Source organism: Synechocystis sp. FACHB-908 (assembly GCF_014698595.1).
Classification (GTDB): domain Bacteria; phylum Cyanobacteriota; class Cyanobacteriia; order Cyanobacteriales; family Microcystaceae; genus Synechocystis.
The window spans coordinates 102,636-117,661 of record NZ_JACJTH010000011.1; the positions used below are offsets into that span (position 1 = coordinate 102,636).

Consider the following 15,026-nt stretch of genomic DNA (forward strand, 5'->3'; position numbering starts at 1 on the left):
GTCCCTAGCCACTGGGATTGGCGATCGCCAATAATAATTTCACTACCAAATAATTACATGAGTGAATGTAGCTTTACTCGCAAATTATCTTTGGGCCGGGGACTAGGGGTAACAACCAACTCTAAATTTTGCCCCGGTAACAATGTCCAATCAAATTGTTGGATTAATCGGGTGGCAAATAATTTCATTTCCAGCCGAGCAAATTCCTTACCTAAACATTCCCGTAAGCCACCGCCAAAGGGAACATGGGCAAAGGGAGGATTATGAGTTGCACTACCATCAGGAGTAAACCGTTCTGGATCAAACTTTTCTGGGTCAGGATATAAATCAGGATCGGCGTGGGTTTGGCTAATTTGATAAGAAACTAACCAGCCTTTGGGAAAATGAAAACCCTGAAATTGACAATCTTGGATTAATTCTCGAAAACCACCGCCCACAGGAGGAATTAACCGCAATACTTCTTGTAACACTTGGTCTAGATAGGGCATTTTTTTAAGAGTTTCTGCCGTCAGCTCTTGGCTTAACTGCAATTTGTTCTGTTCCTGTCTGACCCTTTCTCGAATGTCAGAATGTTGTCCCAACAATAGACAAAAAGAAGATAATGCGGAAGTTAAAGTTTCATGTCCGGCAAACAATAGCAATAAAATTTGATCCTTCAGCTCCGGCAAAGATAACGGTTGGTTATTATCATCTCGGGCGGCCAATAATATGCCCAATGCATCTTCTTCACTGGGGGGTTGCTGTTGTCGAGCTTTAATAATTTTTTCAAGCTCAGCCAATAACAAAGCCCTTGCTCGTTGGGATTTACCAAATAGGGTATTAGGTAAAGGAATTGGCAGACTAAATAGCCCTTGAATATAAGTTTCAAACCAGGGAAATAATTGAGGATTTTGACTTACTTTTTCCCCCATGAACAACGTTGCCGCCACATCAAAAGTCATTCGTCTTAATTGGGGATACCAAATCACTTCATTGGCTTTACCCCATTGCTCCAAATATCCCTGAACAATGCCATCCATTTTTGGGAGATAACTGTCCAATGTCCTGGGTAAAAAAGCTTGGTATAGAATTTTACGGCGCGAGCGATGTATTTCTCCCATTTGAGTCGCTAACGCATTAGGTCCTAACAAAATTCTGGTGCTGAGGGGCCAAGTTGCCTGAAAAGTTTCCTGCTCCTTGGTGAATAAAAATCTATTCGCTAATGCCCCAGAAATAAAAATGACATTTTTGCCAAATAAACGGGTTTTAAAAATTGGGCCAAATTGCTGCTGCCGCTTTTTACCGAAGTCCCCATCATTAAGAAAATTGAGAGTTTCTCCTAACCACGGTAAACCAAAGTCACCGGGGGGAATAGGTAAAGAATTTAAATTTGTAGGAGAAGTTATCATGGAAAGAAATAGGTTGATTTGTTCGATATTAGTACTTACGAAGCCATCATCATATCAATCAATTTTAAAACAAGATCATTGATAAAGCTTGCTCCTTCTCCTGTTCAGAAGCCGCCAGATAGTGGGACAACACATTCAAATTCTTGTGACCACTAATTTTTTGAATAACCCGGAGATTCATTCCCTTCCGACACATTATGGTTAACGTAGTCCGGCGAAAAGAATGGGTTGATGCCCCCCAACACCAATCCTGTCAGTGGTGGCCTTCAAAATTTTGTGGGCCATGGAAGAATACAGATGAAAGCCCACTCGTTTGCCCAGAAATGTATAGGACAATGGAAACCTATCGGATTGTTGAGCTTACCGGTAATCATCAAATAAAACTTGCAACATCGGGGGGCGGAGGTTGTGGCCATCGAGATTGAACATAAATTCCTGGTTAAAGATGACCGCTGGCGGAGTTTAGTCCAGGGTTATTTGTACCGTCAAGGTTACATTGCCACCCCAGATTTAACTACGCTGCGAGTCCGTACCATTGGCGATCGGGCCTATCTCACCATTAAGGGTAAAAATGCCAGCATTGCCCGCTTGGATTTGAGTATGAAATTCTTGCAGTGGAAGCCAATTAAATTTTGACAGAACTCTGTTCACCGCCCCTGATTGAAAATATCGTTATTGCCTCGATTACCATGGTAAAACCTGAGAAGTAGACGAGTTTTTGGGGGATAACCAGGGTCTAATTTTAGCGGAAGTGGAATTAACCTACACTGGTGAAAAAATAAGTCTACTTCCCTGGATCGGGGAAGAGGTAACGGATGATGCCCGCTATTACAACGTCAATTTAGCCCAACATCCCTACAAAAATTGGTGACAATTTAAACAATAAAAAATATAAGATTTTTTAAGTTTCTTTTTCTTGTTTAAATCCAAAGCATGGCCAACCAAATAATTTAAACAATCCATCAACTTTATTTTTGAAACCTTGATAAGCAGTCAACAAAATTAATTTATCTTCATTAGTAGTTTCTTTATCATCTTTGATAAAATTCTCTAAATCTGGCATCTGTGTCAAATTTGAAGCAATTAGTGCTACTAGTTCAAACTCCAGCCGATAACTTGATGGTTTTAATTCGCTAGGGCTTAAGCTAAGTGGCTGTCCACTCTCATCGCGACATCTCCTAAGAGACTCACGAATAGAAGTTAAGTTTGTAGAAGCCATCACATAGTAATTTCTGACTATTTTGCATGACAAAGAGTTTTTGCCGTGTTCTGAAAGCTTGGCGAAACTAGGACTAAATTCAGAAGAGCTGATAAATTGTTCAGCTTTGTATTTCATAAAAATCATGATCGCAAGTTTTTCTTTAAAAACACAATTACTTGTTTTTGGCGCTCTTCATTCCCCTATTGTTATTAATAGTGCTCTGAAACTAACAAATAAGCAAGATCAAATTGTGAAGAAAACGCAACAAAATGAACCATTAAGATAATTTCTGTCTATCCTGGCTGGTATATTCCAGTCTACTCAGAAATGAGTTTGTTTTATGACAAATCAGTATGTACCAAATTACTTGGCGCAATCGATCCTGGTAACTCTATTTTGTTGCTTACCCCTGGGTATTGTGGCCATTATCAAAGCATCGGAAGTTAATTCTCGTTTAGCTTCAGGGGACTATGAAGGCGCTGTAAAGGCTTCCAAGGAAGCGAAAAAGTTTTGTTGGTGGTCCTTTGGTGCCGGCATAATTTTCATTGCCATCTATTTTGTGCTAGTGGTTATTGCCGCCGTCTTTGGTCAGTAATTAAAGTTACATTTTTTGACTTTGCCTTGTTCACCATTCATTAACGAATACCATGTTTAGTTTGAAAAATTATTCCCCATCTCCATTACTATCCGCTAAGGCCAAGGAATATTTAGTATTCACTTTGGTAACCCTAACCATTGTCGTTGCTGGCACTCTTCTGTTCCTGTTTGATCCTGCTTCATCGAAATTATTTCCCCCCAGCCCCTTTCGCAGTTTAACTGGGCTGTACTGCCCCGGTTGCGGCACTTTACGGGCGTTGCATCAATTATTGCATGGCAACTTAGTGGGAGCTTTTGGCCTAAATCCTTTGATGATGATTTCCCTCCCATTTATGATTTATTCCTACGTTGCCTATGGCTTAAAAACTATTAATGGGCGGACTTTATTAGTTTGGTTTGTTCCCCCCAAGGTAATCTGGTTCATACTACAGGCGATTTTAGCTTATTGGGTGGCCAGAAATATTCCCTTTGCACCCTTCTCTTGGTTGGCACCGTAGTTTTAAAATCCAACTACATTAAACATTAAAGGTGTTTATTGTGTTAATCCTAATGATTTATGGGCATCGGTGACGGGTAAAACTGATGCCATCTTCGTGAATGCTAGTTAATTTTTGATGATTCTCGGAAAGGCGAAAATGAAAGGTATCTTTCCAAGTTTCTCCTTCTCCCGCTAATTTAGCAGTCACACGAAGATTTAGCTCATCATCCACTGTTACGGCAGTTATTTTTCCCCTCGACTCATGGAAATCGACCCAACCATCTGATAGAACTAATCTAGTGTCGTCCATGGGTAGAGCACAGTTTTTTAAATTTTCTACCCATGTGCCTTGGAAGCGCGGGGGAATGGATTGGGCCAACACCATAGTTATTCCCCCCAAAACTTGACTAAGTGTTAACCAAGAAATAGTCAATGTTTGTTTTTTTATTACCTTATTAGACATGGATAAGTAACTTTTTATGAATAGTTCCGACAAAAGTTGTGCCAAAATATCCACAACCAAAATTGATAATTAACAAAACTTTTGAACTATTTAAAAGGCAATCACCTTGTCGGATGCTGTGTCCTGGTGGGTAATTTGCTAAAATGAACCCAGTAACCGCCTTTGAGCACAGTTTCCACTCTCGGCGTCTCAAGCACTATGGGATATTTAGTTTCGTTTGTTCTTTTGGTGGTCTACGTCGGCGGGGTCTGGCGTTTTCTTTCTGGCTATCGCCACACCAATTTTAATCGTAGCTTAGCAACCCGCATCTCCCTGGCATTGCTATGGCCTGGACTGCTCCTGGTCAATCCCTCCTATCGCAAAAACTTTCAAAAAGCTCTCAAAGGTCGTTAGTCGTTAAAAGTTTGTGTGAAACGCCCCCTGGCCTAAGCTTAAGGGAAGCTACATGAAAATCCCCCGGTGTTGCTATGCCCGTATATTTCTATTGGGGCGAAGACCAATTTACCCTGCACCAAGCAGTCAAACAACTGCAGAAACGTTGTTTAGATCCCCAATGGGAGGCCTTTAATTTTGAAAAAATTCCGGGGGAACAAGCTGATGCTACCCAACGGGGTCTGGAGCAAGCCTTGACACCCCCTTTTGGTAGTGGCGATCGCCTGGTGTGGGTGGTGGACTCCACCTTAGGACAAAGTTGCGACGATGGTTTGCTGGCTAGGTTGCAAAAAAGTTTGCCCGCCATTCCCACCGACTGCCATTTACTATTCACATCCAGTAAAAAGCTCGATCGCCGACTGAAATCGACCAAATATTTGGAAGGTAATGCCACTATCCGGGAATTTGCCCTCATTTCACCCTGGAATGTGGACGCTCTCATCCATCAAATTCAGGCGATCGCCCAGGATCTGCAACTTCCCTTAGCAACGGAAACGGAAGGTTTTTTGGCAGAAGCGTTGGGTAATGACACGAGGCTAATTTGGAATGAGTTGGGCAAGCTCAAACTCTATAGCGAGAGTCAAACGGGCCCCTTAACGGTGGCCCAGGTAGAACAGTTGGTCAATACCAGCACCCAAAATAGTTTGCAATTAGCCCAGGCGATCCGGGATGGAGAAACCCCCCAGGCATTGCAATTGGTGGCAGACTTATTGCTGACCCACAACGAACCGGCTTTAAAAATATTGGCTACCCTCACCGGCCAGTTTCGTACTTGGACATTGATCAAGCTTGCTTTGGAGGCAGGGGAAAAAGATGACAAAGCGATCGCCGCCCAGGCCGATCTCAGTAATCCCAAACGTTTGTATTTTTTAAAGAAGGAATTGCGGGGCATTACCGGCGGGCAATTGCTCAAAACCTTACCCCTGTTGTTGGAATTGGAATATCAACTAAAGCGAGGAGCGGACCCCTGTTCGAGCCTACAAACTAAGGTGATTGAACTATCATCATTATTCCAGCCCATACACCGTCGCCGTTGATCTCCGTCGGTCGACAAATGGCCCTATGCTTAAAAATTGTCAATTCTTACACCTTGCCAATGAAGTCTTCGGCCCATACTTCTTTACCTCCCTGGTTAACCATTGTCGGTCGGGTTCCCTTTTTCTGCTGCTTGGCGATCGTTGGATTATTAATCGCCCTAGGCCACAATTTTAAGGAAGTGAACGATTTAAAGGAAATCGCCTTTGACATTGCCTTTTTAGATTTCCTCCATAAGGTAATTCCCGAGGCCATGGCCCCTTTTTGGATCAAAGTCTATAAAGGTACGGGGGTGGAATTGACCGCCACGATGATTGCCATCACCCTAGGTTTTTTAGCTTGGAAACGCTATTGGTCGGAGATTAAATATCTAGTTTTTGCCACCCTGGGCATTCTTTTGGTAATTGACCAAGTGTTGAAGCCCTTTTTTAACCGTACTCGACCTTTACCCCGTTTAGTGGATGTGGATGGGCGTAGTTTTCCTAGTGGCCATGCGGCGGGCGGAGTGGTGTTTTACTTCTACTTAGCTTTTTTGTTGGCGGCCCATTTTCCCCAATACCGTTGGCAAATTTATCTTGGTGCCACCCTTTGGGTCGGCTTCATTGGCATTGCCAGTATGTATTGTCGGGTTCATTGGGCAACAGATATTTTGGCTGGTTACGGAGTGGGCTTTATCTGGTTAACCCTCAGTTTGTTTTTGCTCAAGCGGGAAAAGCCTGATGTCTATTTAAAATCTCAGTAAAACTAAAGTGCCCTCAAGATTCTACCAACATGCCATAGATCAAAACTTTACAAATAAGCTCTCCCACTAACAGCGTTGAATCTGGTAATCTCATTAGTAGGCGTAATGTGTACTATTTTACCCCGGCGATCGGACGCTAATTCCTCAATCACTCCCTACTTGTTAGCGTTGCCCAATATTTTTTTCCAGTCCTATGGCCAGTTCCAAACCTCCAGCTCGCATTGTTTATCAAGAATTTGGTCCGGTGGCAGACCCCCTATCGGAGGAGCAAATTGATCTTCCCCCCCAACAGCAAAATGTCCGCATCCAAGCAACTCGTTCTGGCCGCAAAGGAAAAACGGTGACGGTAGTGAGTGGTTTGCAATTATCGGCCATGGGACAGCAAGCTCTACTCAAGGCCCTGAAAAGTTTTTGTGGCAGTGGGGGCACCTTGAAAGAAGACTGCGTGGAAATCCAGGGGGATCAACGGGAGAAAATTCTTGCTTATTTGTTAAAGCAGGGCTACAAGGCTAAAATTAGTGGTGGTTAGATTACTAGGGTTCAATTACGCCTAATTACGTCTTTTTTCCTTCATTCAGAGTCTATTCTGTCCGATTCTGGACCCTTTTCCTCCCCCGTTCACCATGGTCAGCAGCCAAAAGCCCATCGGTATTATTCTTCAGGAAGCAAAACTAATTACCCCTGGGCAATTGGAGGTGGCTTTGTACGAACAAAAGCAATTCCAGATGTTGTTGGGGGAGATTCTTTCTCACCATGGCTGGATTTCCCAGGAAACGGCGGACTTTTTTGTTGATCTTTGGCCTGCAATGGTTGGTCAGCCAGTGCAAGGTCCCATTGGCTACTATCTGAAGATGGCCCATCTTTTGGATGAAGACCAGATCGAACGTATTTTGCGGGAACAACGACGGTTGGGGGTCCGCTTCGGTTCGGTGGCGGTGCTCAAGGGTTGGTTAAAGGAAGAAACAATTAACTTTTTTGTTAAAAATATTGTCCGTGAAGCTCAGGAAGATACTCCTTCGGCGGCCCTGGTTTTGCCTGTTCCCCAATTGCCAATTTCTCCAGTTTCCCCATTGAAAACTCCCCGATGGCGATCGCCTGAGTTGGTGGAAGCCCAAGCAAAAGAAACCTATGAACTTTTGTCAAACGAAAAAGGAGAAAATCTCCCCCCCATAATCCCAGCCTCATTGAGAAAAGACACTGATTCTCCCCGTCAGGCAGCGGAAACCCTGATCCTATTCGATGACCATCACCAAAGTCAGGGTAAAGAGGATGGGGAGAGCGACTAGATTATCCATGGCAATCGATCCTTGTTAGTCCTGGTCAATCTTTTAATTCCTGTTGCAAAACCTCATAAATTTTCACCATACCCAGGGTATCTAAACCACAATACTCCCGTAGTTGTTGGGCCATTTCTGCCCTTTTATCCGGCGCGGAACATTCCAGCAGTGCTTCCCACACTAGAGGGGCTTCATTGCCGGACTTGATGACCAAGTCGTCGTGGCAAAATTGGGGGGCCATCACCGGCAGAACTTTTTTGAGGGAATAGGAACCCCGGAAACCAGGATGGAAATACGCCCTTTTAAAGATTACCTGTAAATCCCAGAGGCGATCGATAATCTGATTAATTTTGGCCCCATAGTTGGGATAGGCCGCTGCCAACTGTTGTAATACTCCCTTTTCAAAGGACTGGTTATAAACCACCACTGACCCCCGATCGCCAATGTGGTGTATTAGGGAAATAAGTAGGGGGAGTCGGGGATCGGAATCCTCCGTGTGTAAATATTCAAAGTGTTCCAGGGAACCGTCGGGATTAAGGCGGTGGCAACTGTACTGAAAAATACAGCGTTCGTAGGGGTGCAGACCGGCAAAACGGGGAATGGCACTACTGTGGGTTTCCACATCAAAAAAGTACAAAGGCTGATTGGGTTGAATCTGCCCCAACAATTGCCTCAATAAATCCTGGTCTATTTGGGGTTTTGCTGCCGTCATCCGGTCAATGAATGTTCTTTGCTTTTGGGTCAAGGGAAACTCCGCCGGAATATCCTCCAGATTCCAGATATTAGAATTCATCAAATTTTGCAATTTATCCTGCTTCAACAAAGGAATGTCAAAAATGGAAATCGGCGGCACATTCTGCCAGCAATGATCTTTAAACGGACAACGGTAAGGGCGATCGCAATGGCTGCCAATGGGCACTTGGGGAGCGGTCGGTTCCGTCAACAATGTGCGGAATTCTGCCAGTTTTTGGGGTAACTGCCCACGCCAACGCACCACCGCCGCCGTTACATCCTGATAACAAAATCTATCCTGCACCACACTCCAATTCCTGGCCATGGGATTGACCACCATGAGGCTCGTTTTTTCCACCGTTAACCCCAACCCCTCCAACACGTAATGTTGCAAGGTCAAGTCGGCAATGTGTTCGTCTTTTAACTTAGTGGCGGATTTTACTTCAATAATTTCCCAATTTCCTGAAGGTAAGCGCCGCAATACATCACAGCGCACCAAAATATCGTCGTACAAAAAAGCCGGTTCAAATAAACATTCCACTCCTTGCCCTGCCCCCACCACCGTCAATTCCCAACTTTTCTCTAGGCAATGTTTAAGATTTCCGTCCACCAATATGCCATTTTTAAAAGATTCCCGGGCCGCCACTCCGATCGCCTTGCCTTGTTTAATTCTTTGTTCAGCGGCCAAGGACATGGGGGAAGCATCTTCGGGACGGCAGATAGACAACCATAGACGTTTTGGACAGTGCAACCCTGCCAAAAAGTAGGTCTTGCTGATGGGAAAAGACATGGTGGCCGACTCCATAGAAACCCAACCTTAAAACGCAGGTTCTGAGCAGAGAGAAAAGTACACGGGGTTCACTCTACCGATGTTACGCTTAAACCATTGCCCCATGAGTCTTGGAAGAAAATAATTTCCGATCTCCACCTAATGTAACCCAGCCTGAGCGCTGTGATTTTTTTCGGGTTTTATTTAGGCTGATTCTTACCGATAAATTGATGATGGCTTGACAAGGGAAAACTAATGGTCGGTGGTGGGGAACTTTTGCCCCCAAGGACTGGACGAAGGGAAAAAGCCAATTATGTAAAGTTTTGTTATTGTGGGAAAAGGGTGGGATGTATTTATATCCAGCACCAACCCGTTGTCAGGATGGCATTTATTCATGGTTAACGACCTTATTTCTCCGCAGTCTCAACAGATGGAGCGCCAACTTACAACTGTTTGGCAGTCCCTGACCCCCACCAGTTGTCCACGGTTTTATAATTTTCATCTCCACACCCGATGTTCCGACGGCCAGATGACCCCGGAGGGTTTGATCGAACAGGCCATACATCAAGAATTACAGGGTTTGGCGATCACAGACCACCATTGTGTGGCGGGTTATTACCGGGCCCAGCGCTGGCTCACCGAACATTGCCATTATCCTAGTCTCCGGCCCCAACTTTGGACTGGCATTGAAATTACCGCCAATTTAGACGGCACTGAAGTGCACATCCTGGGCTATGACTTTGACCCTACCCACCCGGTCCTAGACCCCTATCTAACCGGCGATCGCCCGGATAAGTACTATGCCCAAGCGCCCAAAGTCATTAAGGCTCTCCATGATGCCGGTGGCTTAGTGGTGTTGGCCCATCCAGCCCGGTACCGTCAGCCCGCCAGTCACTTGATCCCAGCGGCAGCCCGCCATGGCATTGATGGGGTAGAGGCATTTTATGCCTATGGCAATCCCAAACCTTGGCAGAGTTCTGTGCCCCAAATGGAAGAAGTTTGTTACCTGGGGGATTTGTATAATCTGTTCCGCACCTGTGGCACCGATAGCCATGGGGAAAGCATCATGTATCGTCTCTGAAGTCTCTAGGGAAAGTCGTAATCGTTAGAGTTAAAAATATCAATGTTTGTTAACTTTCCCCGGCTCTGGCCCCTGGGATACACTGGACAGAGAGTTTTCATTACCAGTCCTAGGAGTACGGCATGTTCACTACCCCCCTCCCCCCCCAAAAGCGGCTTTCTACCCAAACTGAGGCGATCGCCAAAAATATTACTGCTATCCGTTCTTTGGACTGGGACCGGGACCGGTTTGATATTGAATTCGGCCTACAAAACGGCACCACTTACAATTCCTATCTAATCCAAGCGGATAAGGTTGCCCTAGTAGATAGCTCCCACGAGAAATTCCGCCAGTTATATCTAGATTTATTACAGGGATTAATCGATCCCCAGCGCATTGATTACCTAATCGTCAGCCACACTGAGCCAGACCACAGTGGGTTAGTAAAAGACATTTTGCAACTCAATCCCCGCATTACGGTGGTGGCCACCAAAGTAGCGTTGCAATTTCTCGACAATTTTGTCCATCAACCCTTTGAGCGTATTCAAGTTAAAAGTGGCGATCGCCTGGATTTGGGCCAGGGCCATGATTTGGAATTTGTCAGTGCTCCGAATCTCCACTGGCCGGACACCATGCTCACCTATGACCCCGCCACGGAAATTCTCTTCACCTGCGACGTGTTTGGGATGCACTATTGCTCCGATGCAGTTTTTGACATCGATTTGGGCAAAATCGCACCGGATTACCAGTTTTACTACGATTGCTTGATGGGTCCCAACGCCCGTTCCGTTCTCGCCGCCATGAAACGCATGGATAATCTGGGCACCATTAGCACCGTTGCCAATGGCCATGGCCCCCTATTGCGCCATAACGTTGGCGAATTATTACATCGCTACCGCCATTGGAGCGAGTCCCAAAGTAAAGCAGAAAAAACCGTGGTGGTTTTCTATGTGGCTGATTATGGCTACGGCGATCGCCTTTCCCAGGCCATTGCCAAGGGAATTACTAAAACCGGCGTGGGGGTGGACATGGTGGACCTAAGCTCCGCCGATCCTCAGGAAATCCAGGAACTGGTGGGCCATGCCAGCGGGGTAGTTCTGGGAATGCCGCCTTTACAGGCTAACGCTGATCTAAGCACCAATTTCGGCGCAGTGTTGGCCGCCATGCAACCGAAACAGGTCTTTGGTTTATACGAATCCTATGGTGGGGACGACGAGCCCATTGACCCCCTCCGCACCAAATTTTTAGACCTGGGTTTGCGGGAGGCTTTCAAAGTGATCAAGGTCAAAGACACCCCCAGCGAAAGCACCTATCAGCTTTGTGATGAGTCCGGCACTGACTTGGGTCAAAATCTCATCCAGGCGGCCAAAATAAAACAACTCAAATCCCTGGACAGCGATCTGGAAAAGGCGATCGGTCGCATTAGTGGGGGGCTGTATATCATCACTGCCCAAAAGGGAGAGGTTAAAGGGGCCATGCTTGCCTCTTGGGTTTCCCAAGCCAGCTTTAATCCCCCTGGTTTCACCGTTGCTGTGGCCAAGGACCGGGCCATTGAATCCCTCATGCAAGTCGGTGATCGCTTTGTGTTGAACATTTTGGAGGAAGGCAACTATCAAATTTTGATGAAACATTTCCTCAAACGTTTCCCCCCTGGTGCTGATCGTTTTGCTGGAGTAAAAACCCAAACCGCAAGCAACGGATCGCCTATTTTGACCGATGCGCTAGCCTATTTGGAGTGTGAAGTAGCTAGTCGGATGGAATGTAGTGATCACTGGATTGTTTACAGCCAAGTAACCAATGGTCGGGTAGCTAAAGCAGAAGGGTTAACCGCCGTACACCATCGCAAAGTCGGCAATTATTACTAATAAAAAACTGCAATCAAACCGCAAAACTATCAAGGAAAATCCCCCAGGCCATCTCTAGCTTGAGGGGATTTTGTTCGGGGAATGATGGCGTCGCTATACCGCCAGACGATGGATCACTTTGTTAGTCGGCTTAATCCTTGGGTAGGTCTAACTAATTTCTCAGGCCATATTTAAAATCCATATTGCCTTCATAGCCAGTGAGCTCTGCCAATTCCCGGAGAGTTTTGACCCCAGGGTTTAGTTCTCCGTCAATGCCCCAGGTGGGGAAGGATTGAATACCGACATCCACACAGGTTTGGGTCTGGGGATTTTTCCCGGCCGGGTCGCACTCAATATAGCTAATTTTTTCAAATGCTTCTTTGCCGAAAAGTAGTTTTTGGTCATAGCAGTGGGGACACCAGAAGGCACCATAGTTGAGTACCCCTTTGGCAGTGAGGTATTCCGCCAACTCAATTTCCGCTGGTCCCGACTGAGTGGTGATGGGCCAACCACTGGGGGGTCTGGGTTGACCGGCAATGGCAGGAATGGGAATTGTGCCATCGGCTCCGGCTTTAGGCCCTTCAGCAGTGGCATAGAGACCCAGGGTGCCGACAATGGTTACCATGGCCACCACGACGGTGGTAAAAAATACTTGACTCACTTCTTCCCACTCCCGACCAACGATCGCCAAAATGAACAACAACAAAGAACAAATAGCAGAAGTTAGGCAGTACCAGCAAGCTTCCTGGAGCCGGAAAAAGGAGATGTACATTAAGTAACCGCTGAACACCGCCATGGACGTACCCCCCACCAGGAGAAATTTTCCGGTGAGATCTTCCAGGGAGTTACGCTGTTTTTTGTTGCTCTCCTCACTGACCAAAAAGGGCACCAAAGCGGCAATGCCCATGGCCAGATAAGCTGCCAGCCCAAAAACACTGAGGGGAATGTCAAAAACTTTGGCGTAGGCACTCTGTAACACCAGGTCACAACTGGAGCTACCGGTGGCCTGGTCCACGGGACAAAGGGCTTCTCCCCCGGTGAAGGAAATATAGGCCAGGTAGGAGGTGATCAAGATCCCCAGGACGGCGATCGCCCCCATAATGAAACGGGAATAGCGATGAATCCAAGGCACCGAACGACGACGAACCATAAATTAAAAGAGCAATTGATTTACAACCAGGTTAGCAAAAACCCGCCATGGGATAAGCTGACCGCCCTAGTCCCCGGTGGGGCATGGTTACAAACACCAACGGCCATGGCTTTCCCTGCGACTTTTAACCATTCTAGGGGCAACCTCCCAGTTCCAATTCAACGGTGCCAAATTCTATCAAGGGCAAAATTTGTGGGCAAGCAACCATCTCGAAGAAAGCAATTGAGGATTTCCAAACGGTTACTGTTAGTGGTGTTAACCCTAGCGTTTAGTATGGCTAGTGTGGGCATTATGGAGGATTTTCAGGGTAATTTTTGGCTCAAAACTTATTTGCTGCTGGGGGCGTTATTTTGGGGCAATTTGCTCATTTATCTGAGTTTTTATCCCCGGTGGGGGCAAAAGTTATTGCAACGGGAACAAAAGAAAAGCGGTCCAATTTCTGGCCCCAAATCCCGCCACGGGCAAAAAAACTAAACCATACTGAAGAAGACCAGTCGCTTTGGTCAATGCCACAACCATTAGGAGACAGCATGATTGAACCCCTTGGCTTTACCCGCAATTCCCTAGTTACTTCCCTGGGAACCATTGTTTACTACGAAGCAACGGAGGCCCCCTGGGTAGAGGCGGTAGATTCCCTCGGCGATCGCCAAACGTTGGTATTTCTCCATGGCTTTGGGGGTGGTTCTTCTGCCTACGAATGGTCGAAGGTTTATCCGGCTTTTGCTGCTGACTACCGGGTGTTAGCGCCGGACTTGTTGGGTTGGGGTCGCTCCGATCATCCGGTGAAAAATTACACTCCCCAGGACTATATCCAGGTTATTCAGGAATTTTTGCAACAAACCTGTGACCAACCTGTGATGGTGATTGCCTCTTCCTTGGTGGCGGCGATCGCCGTTCGCACTGCCATAGAGCATCCCAACCTATTTACAGGTTTAATTCTGAGTACCCCCACAGGGCTATCGGACTTTGGTGAAGATTACCGCAGTAACTTTTTTGCCCAATTGGTCAGTGTGCCAGTGCTGGATCGTTTTATCTACACCACCGGCATTGCCAACACAGCGGGCATTATGAATTTTTTGGAACAACGACAATTTGCCCAAGCCCGGCGCATTTATCCCGAAATTATCGATGCCTATCTGGAGTCCGCCACCCAACCCAGGGCGGAATATGCAGCCCTGTCCTTTGTTAGGGGGGATCTCTGCTTTGATTTGGCCCAATTTATGCCGGATTTAACCGTTACTACGGCTATCCTCTGGGGAGAATATGCCCAATTTACCCCTCCGGCGATCGGTCGTCGTTTAGCGGCGCTGAACCCCAATGCCATTAAAGCTTTTGTGGAAATTAAAGACGTGGGGTTAACGCCCCATTTGGAATTACCTGGGGTAACAATTGGGGTGATTCGTCGGTTTTTGGCTCTGCTCCAATAGTGTGTCAAGATAAATACACCGACGGCAAAATTGGCGTTTGTGCCGACCATCTAAATTCCCTTGAGAATCTATGACCAGCAGTGACACCCAGAACAACAAAACACTGGCCGCAATGAAAAATTTTGCGGAGCAGTATGCTAAACGTACGGATACCTATTTTTGTAGTGATCTTTCCGTCACCGCCGTTGTTATCGAGGGTTTAGCTCGCCATAAAGAGGAATTGGGTTCTCCCCTGTGCCCCTGTCGCCACTACGAAGACAAGGAAGCGGAAGTAAAAAATACCTTTTGGAATTGCCCCTGTGTGCCTATGCGGGAGCGCAAGGAATGTCACTGTATGTTGTTTTTAACCCCAGATAACGATTTTGCTGGGGATGCCCAGGATATTCCCATGGAAACTTTGGAGGAAGTCAAGGCCAGCATGGCCTAGATTT

Annotated in this window: 20 protein-coding genes; 14 read left to right on the forward strand and 6 right to left on the reverse strand. The window is 46.3% G+C overall.

Annotated elements, in window-relative coordinates:
• Positions 1–53: 53 nt before the first annotated feature.
• Complete coding sequence (locus H6G46_RS03545) at positions 54–1,388, reverse strand: cytochrome P450 (protein WP_010873724.1); 1,335 nt, start codon at positions 1,386–1,388, stop codon at positions 54–56.
• 64 nt (positions 1,389–1,452) lie between these two features.
• A complete protein-coding gene (locus H6G46_RS18385) occupies positions 1,453–1,584 on the reverse strand; it encodes a hypothetical protein (RefSeq protein ID WP_321160081.1) in 132 nt (43 codons plus the stop codon).
• Between the two features lie 212 nt (positions 1,585–1,796).
• Here H6G46_RS18385 and H6G46_RS18390 point away from each other — a divergent pair, with 212 nt between their 5' ends.
• Together H6G46_RS18390 and H6G46_RS18395 are read left to right on the forward strand one after the other, a co-directional pair.
• A complete protein-coding gene (locus H6G46_RS18390; RefSeq protein ID WP_010873723.1) occupies positions 1,797–2,024 on the forward strand; it encodes a CYTH domain-containing protein in 228 nt (75 codons plus the stop codon).
• Positions 2,025–2,106: 82 nt separating this feature from the next.
• Positions 2,107–2,259 carry a hypothetical protein gene (locus H6G46_RS18395; protein ID WP_020862062.1) on the forward strand — a complete coding sequence of 51 codons (153 nt, stop codon included), beginning with the start codon at positions 2,107–2,109 and terminating at the stop codon, positions 2,257–2,259.
• A gap of 30 nt (positions 2,260–2,289) precedes the next feature.
• Here the strand turns inward: H6G46_RS18395 and H6G46_RS03560 are convergent, their stop codons facing one another.
• Positions 2,290–2,724, reverse strand: a complete 435-nt coding sequence (locus H6G46_RS03560; RefSeq protein ID WP_223211290.1) for a hypothetical protein — start codon at positions 2,722–2,724, stop codon at positions 2,290–2,292.
• A gap of 232 nt (positions 2,725–2,956) precedes the next feature.
• On the opposite strand from H6G46_RS03560, the gene H6G46_RS03565 reads away from it, so the two are divergent.
• Positions 2,957–3,184, forward strand: a complete 228-nt coding sequence (locus H6G46_RS03565) for a CD225/dispanin family protein (protein ID WP_230401099.1) — start codon at positions 2,957–2,959, stop codon at positions 3,182–3,184.
• 52 nt (positions 3,185–3,236) lie between these two features.
• A complete protein-coding gene (locus H6G46_RS03570; RefSeq protein ID WP_010873719.1) occupies positions 3,237–3,683 on the forward strand; it encodes a DUF2752 domain-containing protein in 447 nt (148 codons plus the stop codon).
• A 57-nt stretch (positions 3,684–3,740) separates the two neighbouring features.
• On the opposite strand, the gene H6G46_RS03575 is transcribed toward H6G46_RS03570, so the two are convergent.
• Positions 3,741–4,127, reverse strand: a complete 387-nt coding sequence (locus H6G46_RS03575) for a hypothetical protein (protein WP_199303414.1) — start codon at positions 4,125–4,127, stop codon at positions 3,741–3,743.
• 198 nt (positions 4,128–4,325) lie between these two features.
• On the opposite strand from H6G46_RS03575, the gene H6G46_RS03580 reads away from it, so the two are divergent.
• The 5 genes from H6G46_RS03580 to H6G46_RS03600 all read left to right on the forward strand — a co-directional run bounded on the left by H6G46_RS03580 (position 4,326) and on the right by H6G46_RS03600 (position 7,622).
• Complete coding sequence (locus H6G46_RS03580; protein WP_010873717.1) at positions 4,326–4,520, forward strand: hypothetical protein; 195 nt, start codon at positions 4,326–4,328, stop codon at positions 4,518–4,520.
• A gap of 74 nt (positions 4,521–4,594) precedes the next feature.
• Positions 4,595–5,596, forward strand: coding sequence for a DNA polymerase III subunit delta (gene holA, locus H6G46_RS03585; RefSeq protein WP_010873716.1), 1,002 nt, complete (start codon positions 4,595–4,597; stop codon positions 5,594–5,596).
• A 59-nt stretch (positions 5,597–5,655) separates the two neighbouring features.
• Positions 5,656–6,336, forward strand: a complete 681-nt coding sequence (locus H6G46_RS03590; protein ID WP_223211289.1) for a phosphatase PAP2 family protein — start codon at positions 5,656–5,658, stop codon at positions 6,334–6,336.
• 193 nt (positions 6,337–6,529) lie between these two features.
• Positions 6,530–6,865 (forward strand): translation initiation factor, encoded by a 336-nt coding sequence (locus H6G46_RS03595; protein ID WP_010873714.1) that lies wholly within the window; start codon positions 6,530–6,532, stop codon positions 6,863–6,865.
• Between the two features lie 94 nt (positions 6,866–6,959).
• Positions 6,960–7,622, forward strand: coding sequence for a hypothetical protein (locus tag H6G46_RS03600; protein WP_010873713.1), 663 nt, complete (start codon positions 6,960–6,962; stop codon positions 7,620–7,622).
• 34 nt (positions 7,623–7,656) lie between these two features.
• On the opposite strand, the gene H6G46_RS03605 is transcribed toward H6G46_RS03600, so the two are convergent.
• A complete protein-coding gene (locus tag H6G46_RS03605) occupies positions 7,657–9,135 on the reverse strand; it encodes a DUF2779 domain-containing protein (protein ID WP_223211288.1) in 1,479 nt (492 codons plus the stop codon).
• 310 nt (positions 9,136–9,445) lie between these two features.
• Between H6G46_RS03605 and H6G46_RS03610 the strand changes: the two genes are divergently transcribed.
• Positions 9,446–10,195: a PHP domain-containing protein gene (locus H6G46_RS03610; protein ID WP_010873711.1), complete on the forward strand. Its 750-nt coding sequence runs from the start codon at positions 9,446–9,448 to the stop codon at positions 10,193–10,195.
• Between the two features lie 122 nt (positions 10,196–10,317).
• Positions 10,318–12,039: a diflavin flavoprotein gene (locus H6G46_RS03615; protein ID WP_010873710.1), complete on the forward strand. Its 1,722-nt coding sequence runs from the start codon at positions 10,318–10,320 to the stop codon at positions 12,037–12,039.
• Between the two features lie 151 nt (positions 12,040–12,190).
• On the opposite strand, the gene H6G46_RS03620 is transcribed toward H6G46_RS03615, so the two are convergent.
• Positions 12,191–13,168, reverse strand: coding sequence for a vitamin K epoxide reductase family protein (locus H6G46_RS03620; RefSeq protein WP_010873709.1), 978 nt, complete (start codon positions 13,166–13,168; stop codon positions 12,191–12,193).
• Between the two features lie 192 nt (positions 13,169–13,360).
• On the opposite strand from H6G46_RS03620, the gene H6G46_RS18400 reads away from it, so the two are divergent.
• From H6G46_RS18400 to H6G46_RS03635, 3 genes are all read left to right on the forward strand, one after another.
• Positions 13,361–13,642: an SID1 transmembrane family member gene (locus tag H6G46_RS18400; RefSeq protein ID WP_223211386.1), complete on the forward strand. Its 282-nt coding sequence runs from the start codon at positions 13,361–13,363 to the stop codon at positions 13,640–13,642.
• Positions 13,558–14,595, forward strand: a complete 1,038-nt coding sequence (locus H6G46_RS03630; RefSeq protein ID WP_010873707.1) for an alpha/beta hydrolase — start codon at positions 13,558–13,560, stop codon at positions 14,593–14,595. The genes H6G46_RS18400 and H6G46_RS03630 overlap by 85 nt, the downstream gene beginning before the upstream one ends.
• A 70-nt stretch (positions 14,596–14,665) precedes the next feature.
• The gene (locus H6G46_RS03635; RefSeq protein ID WP_010873706.1) at positions 14,666–15,022 is read left to right on the forward strand and encodes a ferredoxin:thioredoxin reductase; all 357 of its coding nucleotides are present in this window, start codon (positions 14,666–14,668) and stop codon (positions 15,020–15,022) included.
• Positions 15,023–15,026 lie beyond the last annotated feature (4 nt).

What these genes read in the sequence shown, in the direction of transcription:
- H6G46_RS03545 (WP_010873724.1), bottom strand. Translation starts at nt 1,388, where the DNA reads ATGATAACTTCTCCTACAAATTTAAATTCTTTACCTATTCCCCCCGGT.
- H6G46_RS18385 (WP_321160081.1), bottom strand. Translation starts at nt 1,584, where the DNA reads ATGTGTCGGAAGGGAATGAATCTCCGGGTTATTCAAAAAATTAGTGGT.
- H6G46_RS03560 (WP_223211290.1), bottom strand. Translation starts at nt 2,724, where the DNA reads ATGAAATACAAAGCTGAACAATTTATCAGCTCTTCTGAATTTAGTCCT.
- H6G46_RS03570 (WP_010873719.1), top strand. Translation starts at nt 3,237, where the DNA reads ATGTTTAGTTTGAAAAATTATTCCCCATCTCCATTACTATCCGCTAAG.
- H6G46_RS03575 (WP_199303414.1), bottom strand. Translation starts at nt 4,127, where the DNA reads ATGTCTAATAAGGTAATAAAAAAACAAACATTGACTATTTCTTGGTTA.
- H6G46_RS03580 (WP_010873717.1), top strand. Translation starts at nt 4,326, where the DNA reads ATGGGATATTTAGTTTCGTTTGTTCTTTTGGTGGTCTACGTCGGCGGG.
- holA (WP_010873716.1), top strand. Translation starts at nt 4,595, where the DNA reads ATGCCCGTATATTTCTATTGGGGCGAAGACCAATTTACCCTGCACCAA.
- H6G46_RS03590 (WP_223211289.1), top strand. Translation starts at nt 5,656, where the DNA reads ATGAAGTCTTCGGCCCATACTTCTTTACCTCCCTGGTTAACCATTGTC.
- H6G46_RS03595 (WP_010873714.1), top strand. Translation starts at nt 6,530, where the DNA reads ATGGCCAGTTCCAAACCTCCAGCTCGCATTGTTTATCAAGAATTTGGT.
- H6G46_RS03600 (WP_010873713.1), top strand. Translation starts at nt 6,960, where the DNA reads ATGGTCAGCAGCCAAAAGCCCATCGGTATTATTCTTCAGGAAGCAAAA.
- H6G46_RS03605 (WP_223211288.1), bottom strand. Translation starts at nt 9,135, where the DNA reads ATGTCTTTTCCCATCAGCAAGACCTACTTTTTGGCAGGGTTGCACTGT.
- H6G46_RS03615 (WP_010873710.1), top strand. Translation starts at nt 10,318, where the DNA reads ATGTTCACTACCCCCCTCCCCCCCCAAAAGCGGCTTTCTACCCAAACT.
- H6G46_RS03620 (WP_010873709.1), bottom strand. Translation starts at nt 13,168, where the DNA reads ATGGTTCGTCGTCGTTCGGTGCCTTGGATTCATCGCTATTCCCGTTTC.
- H6G46_RS03635 (WP_010873706.1), top strand. Translation starts at nt 14,666, where the DNA reads ATGACCAGCAGTGACACCCAGAACAACAAAACACTGGCCGCAATGAAA.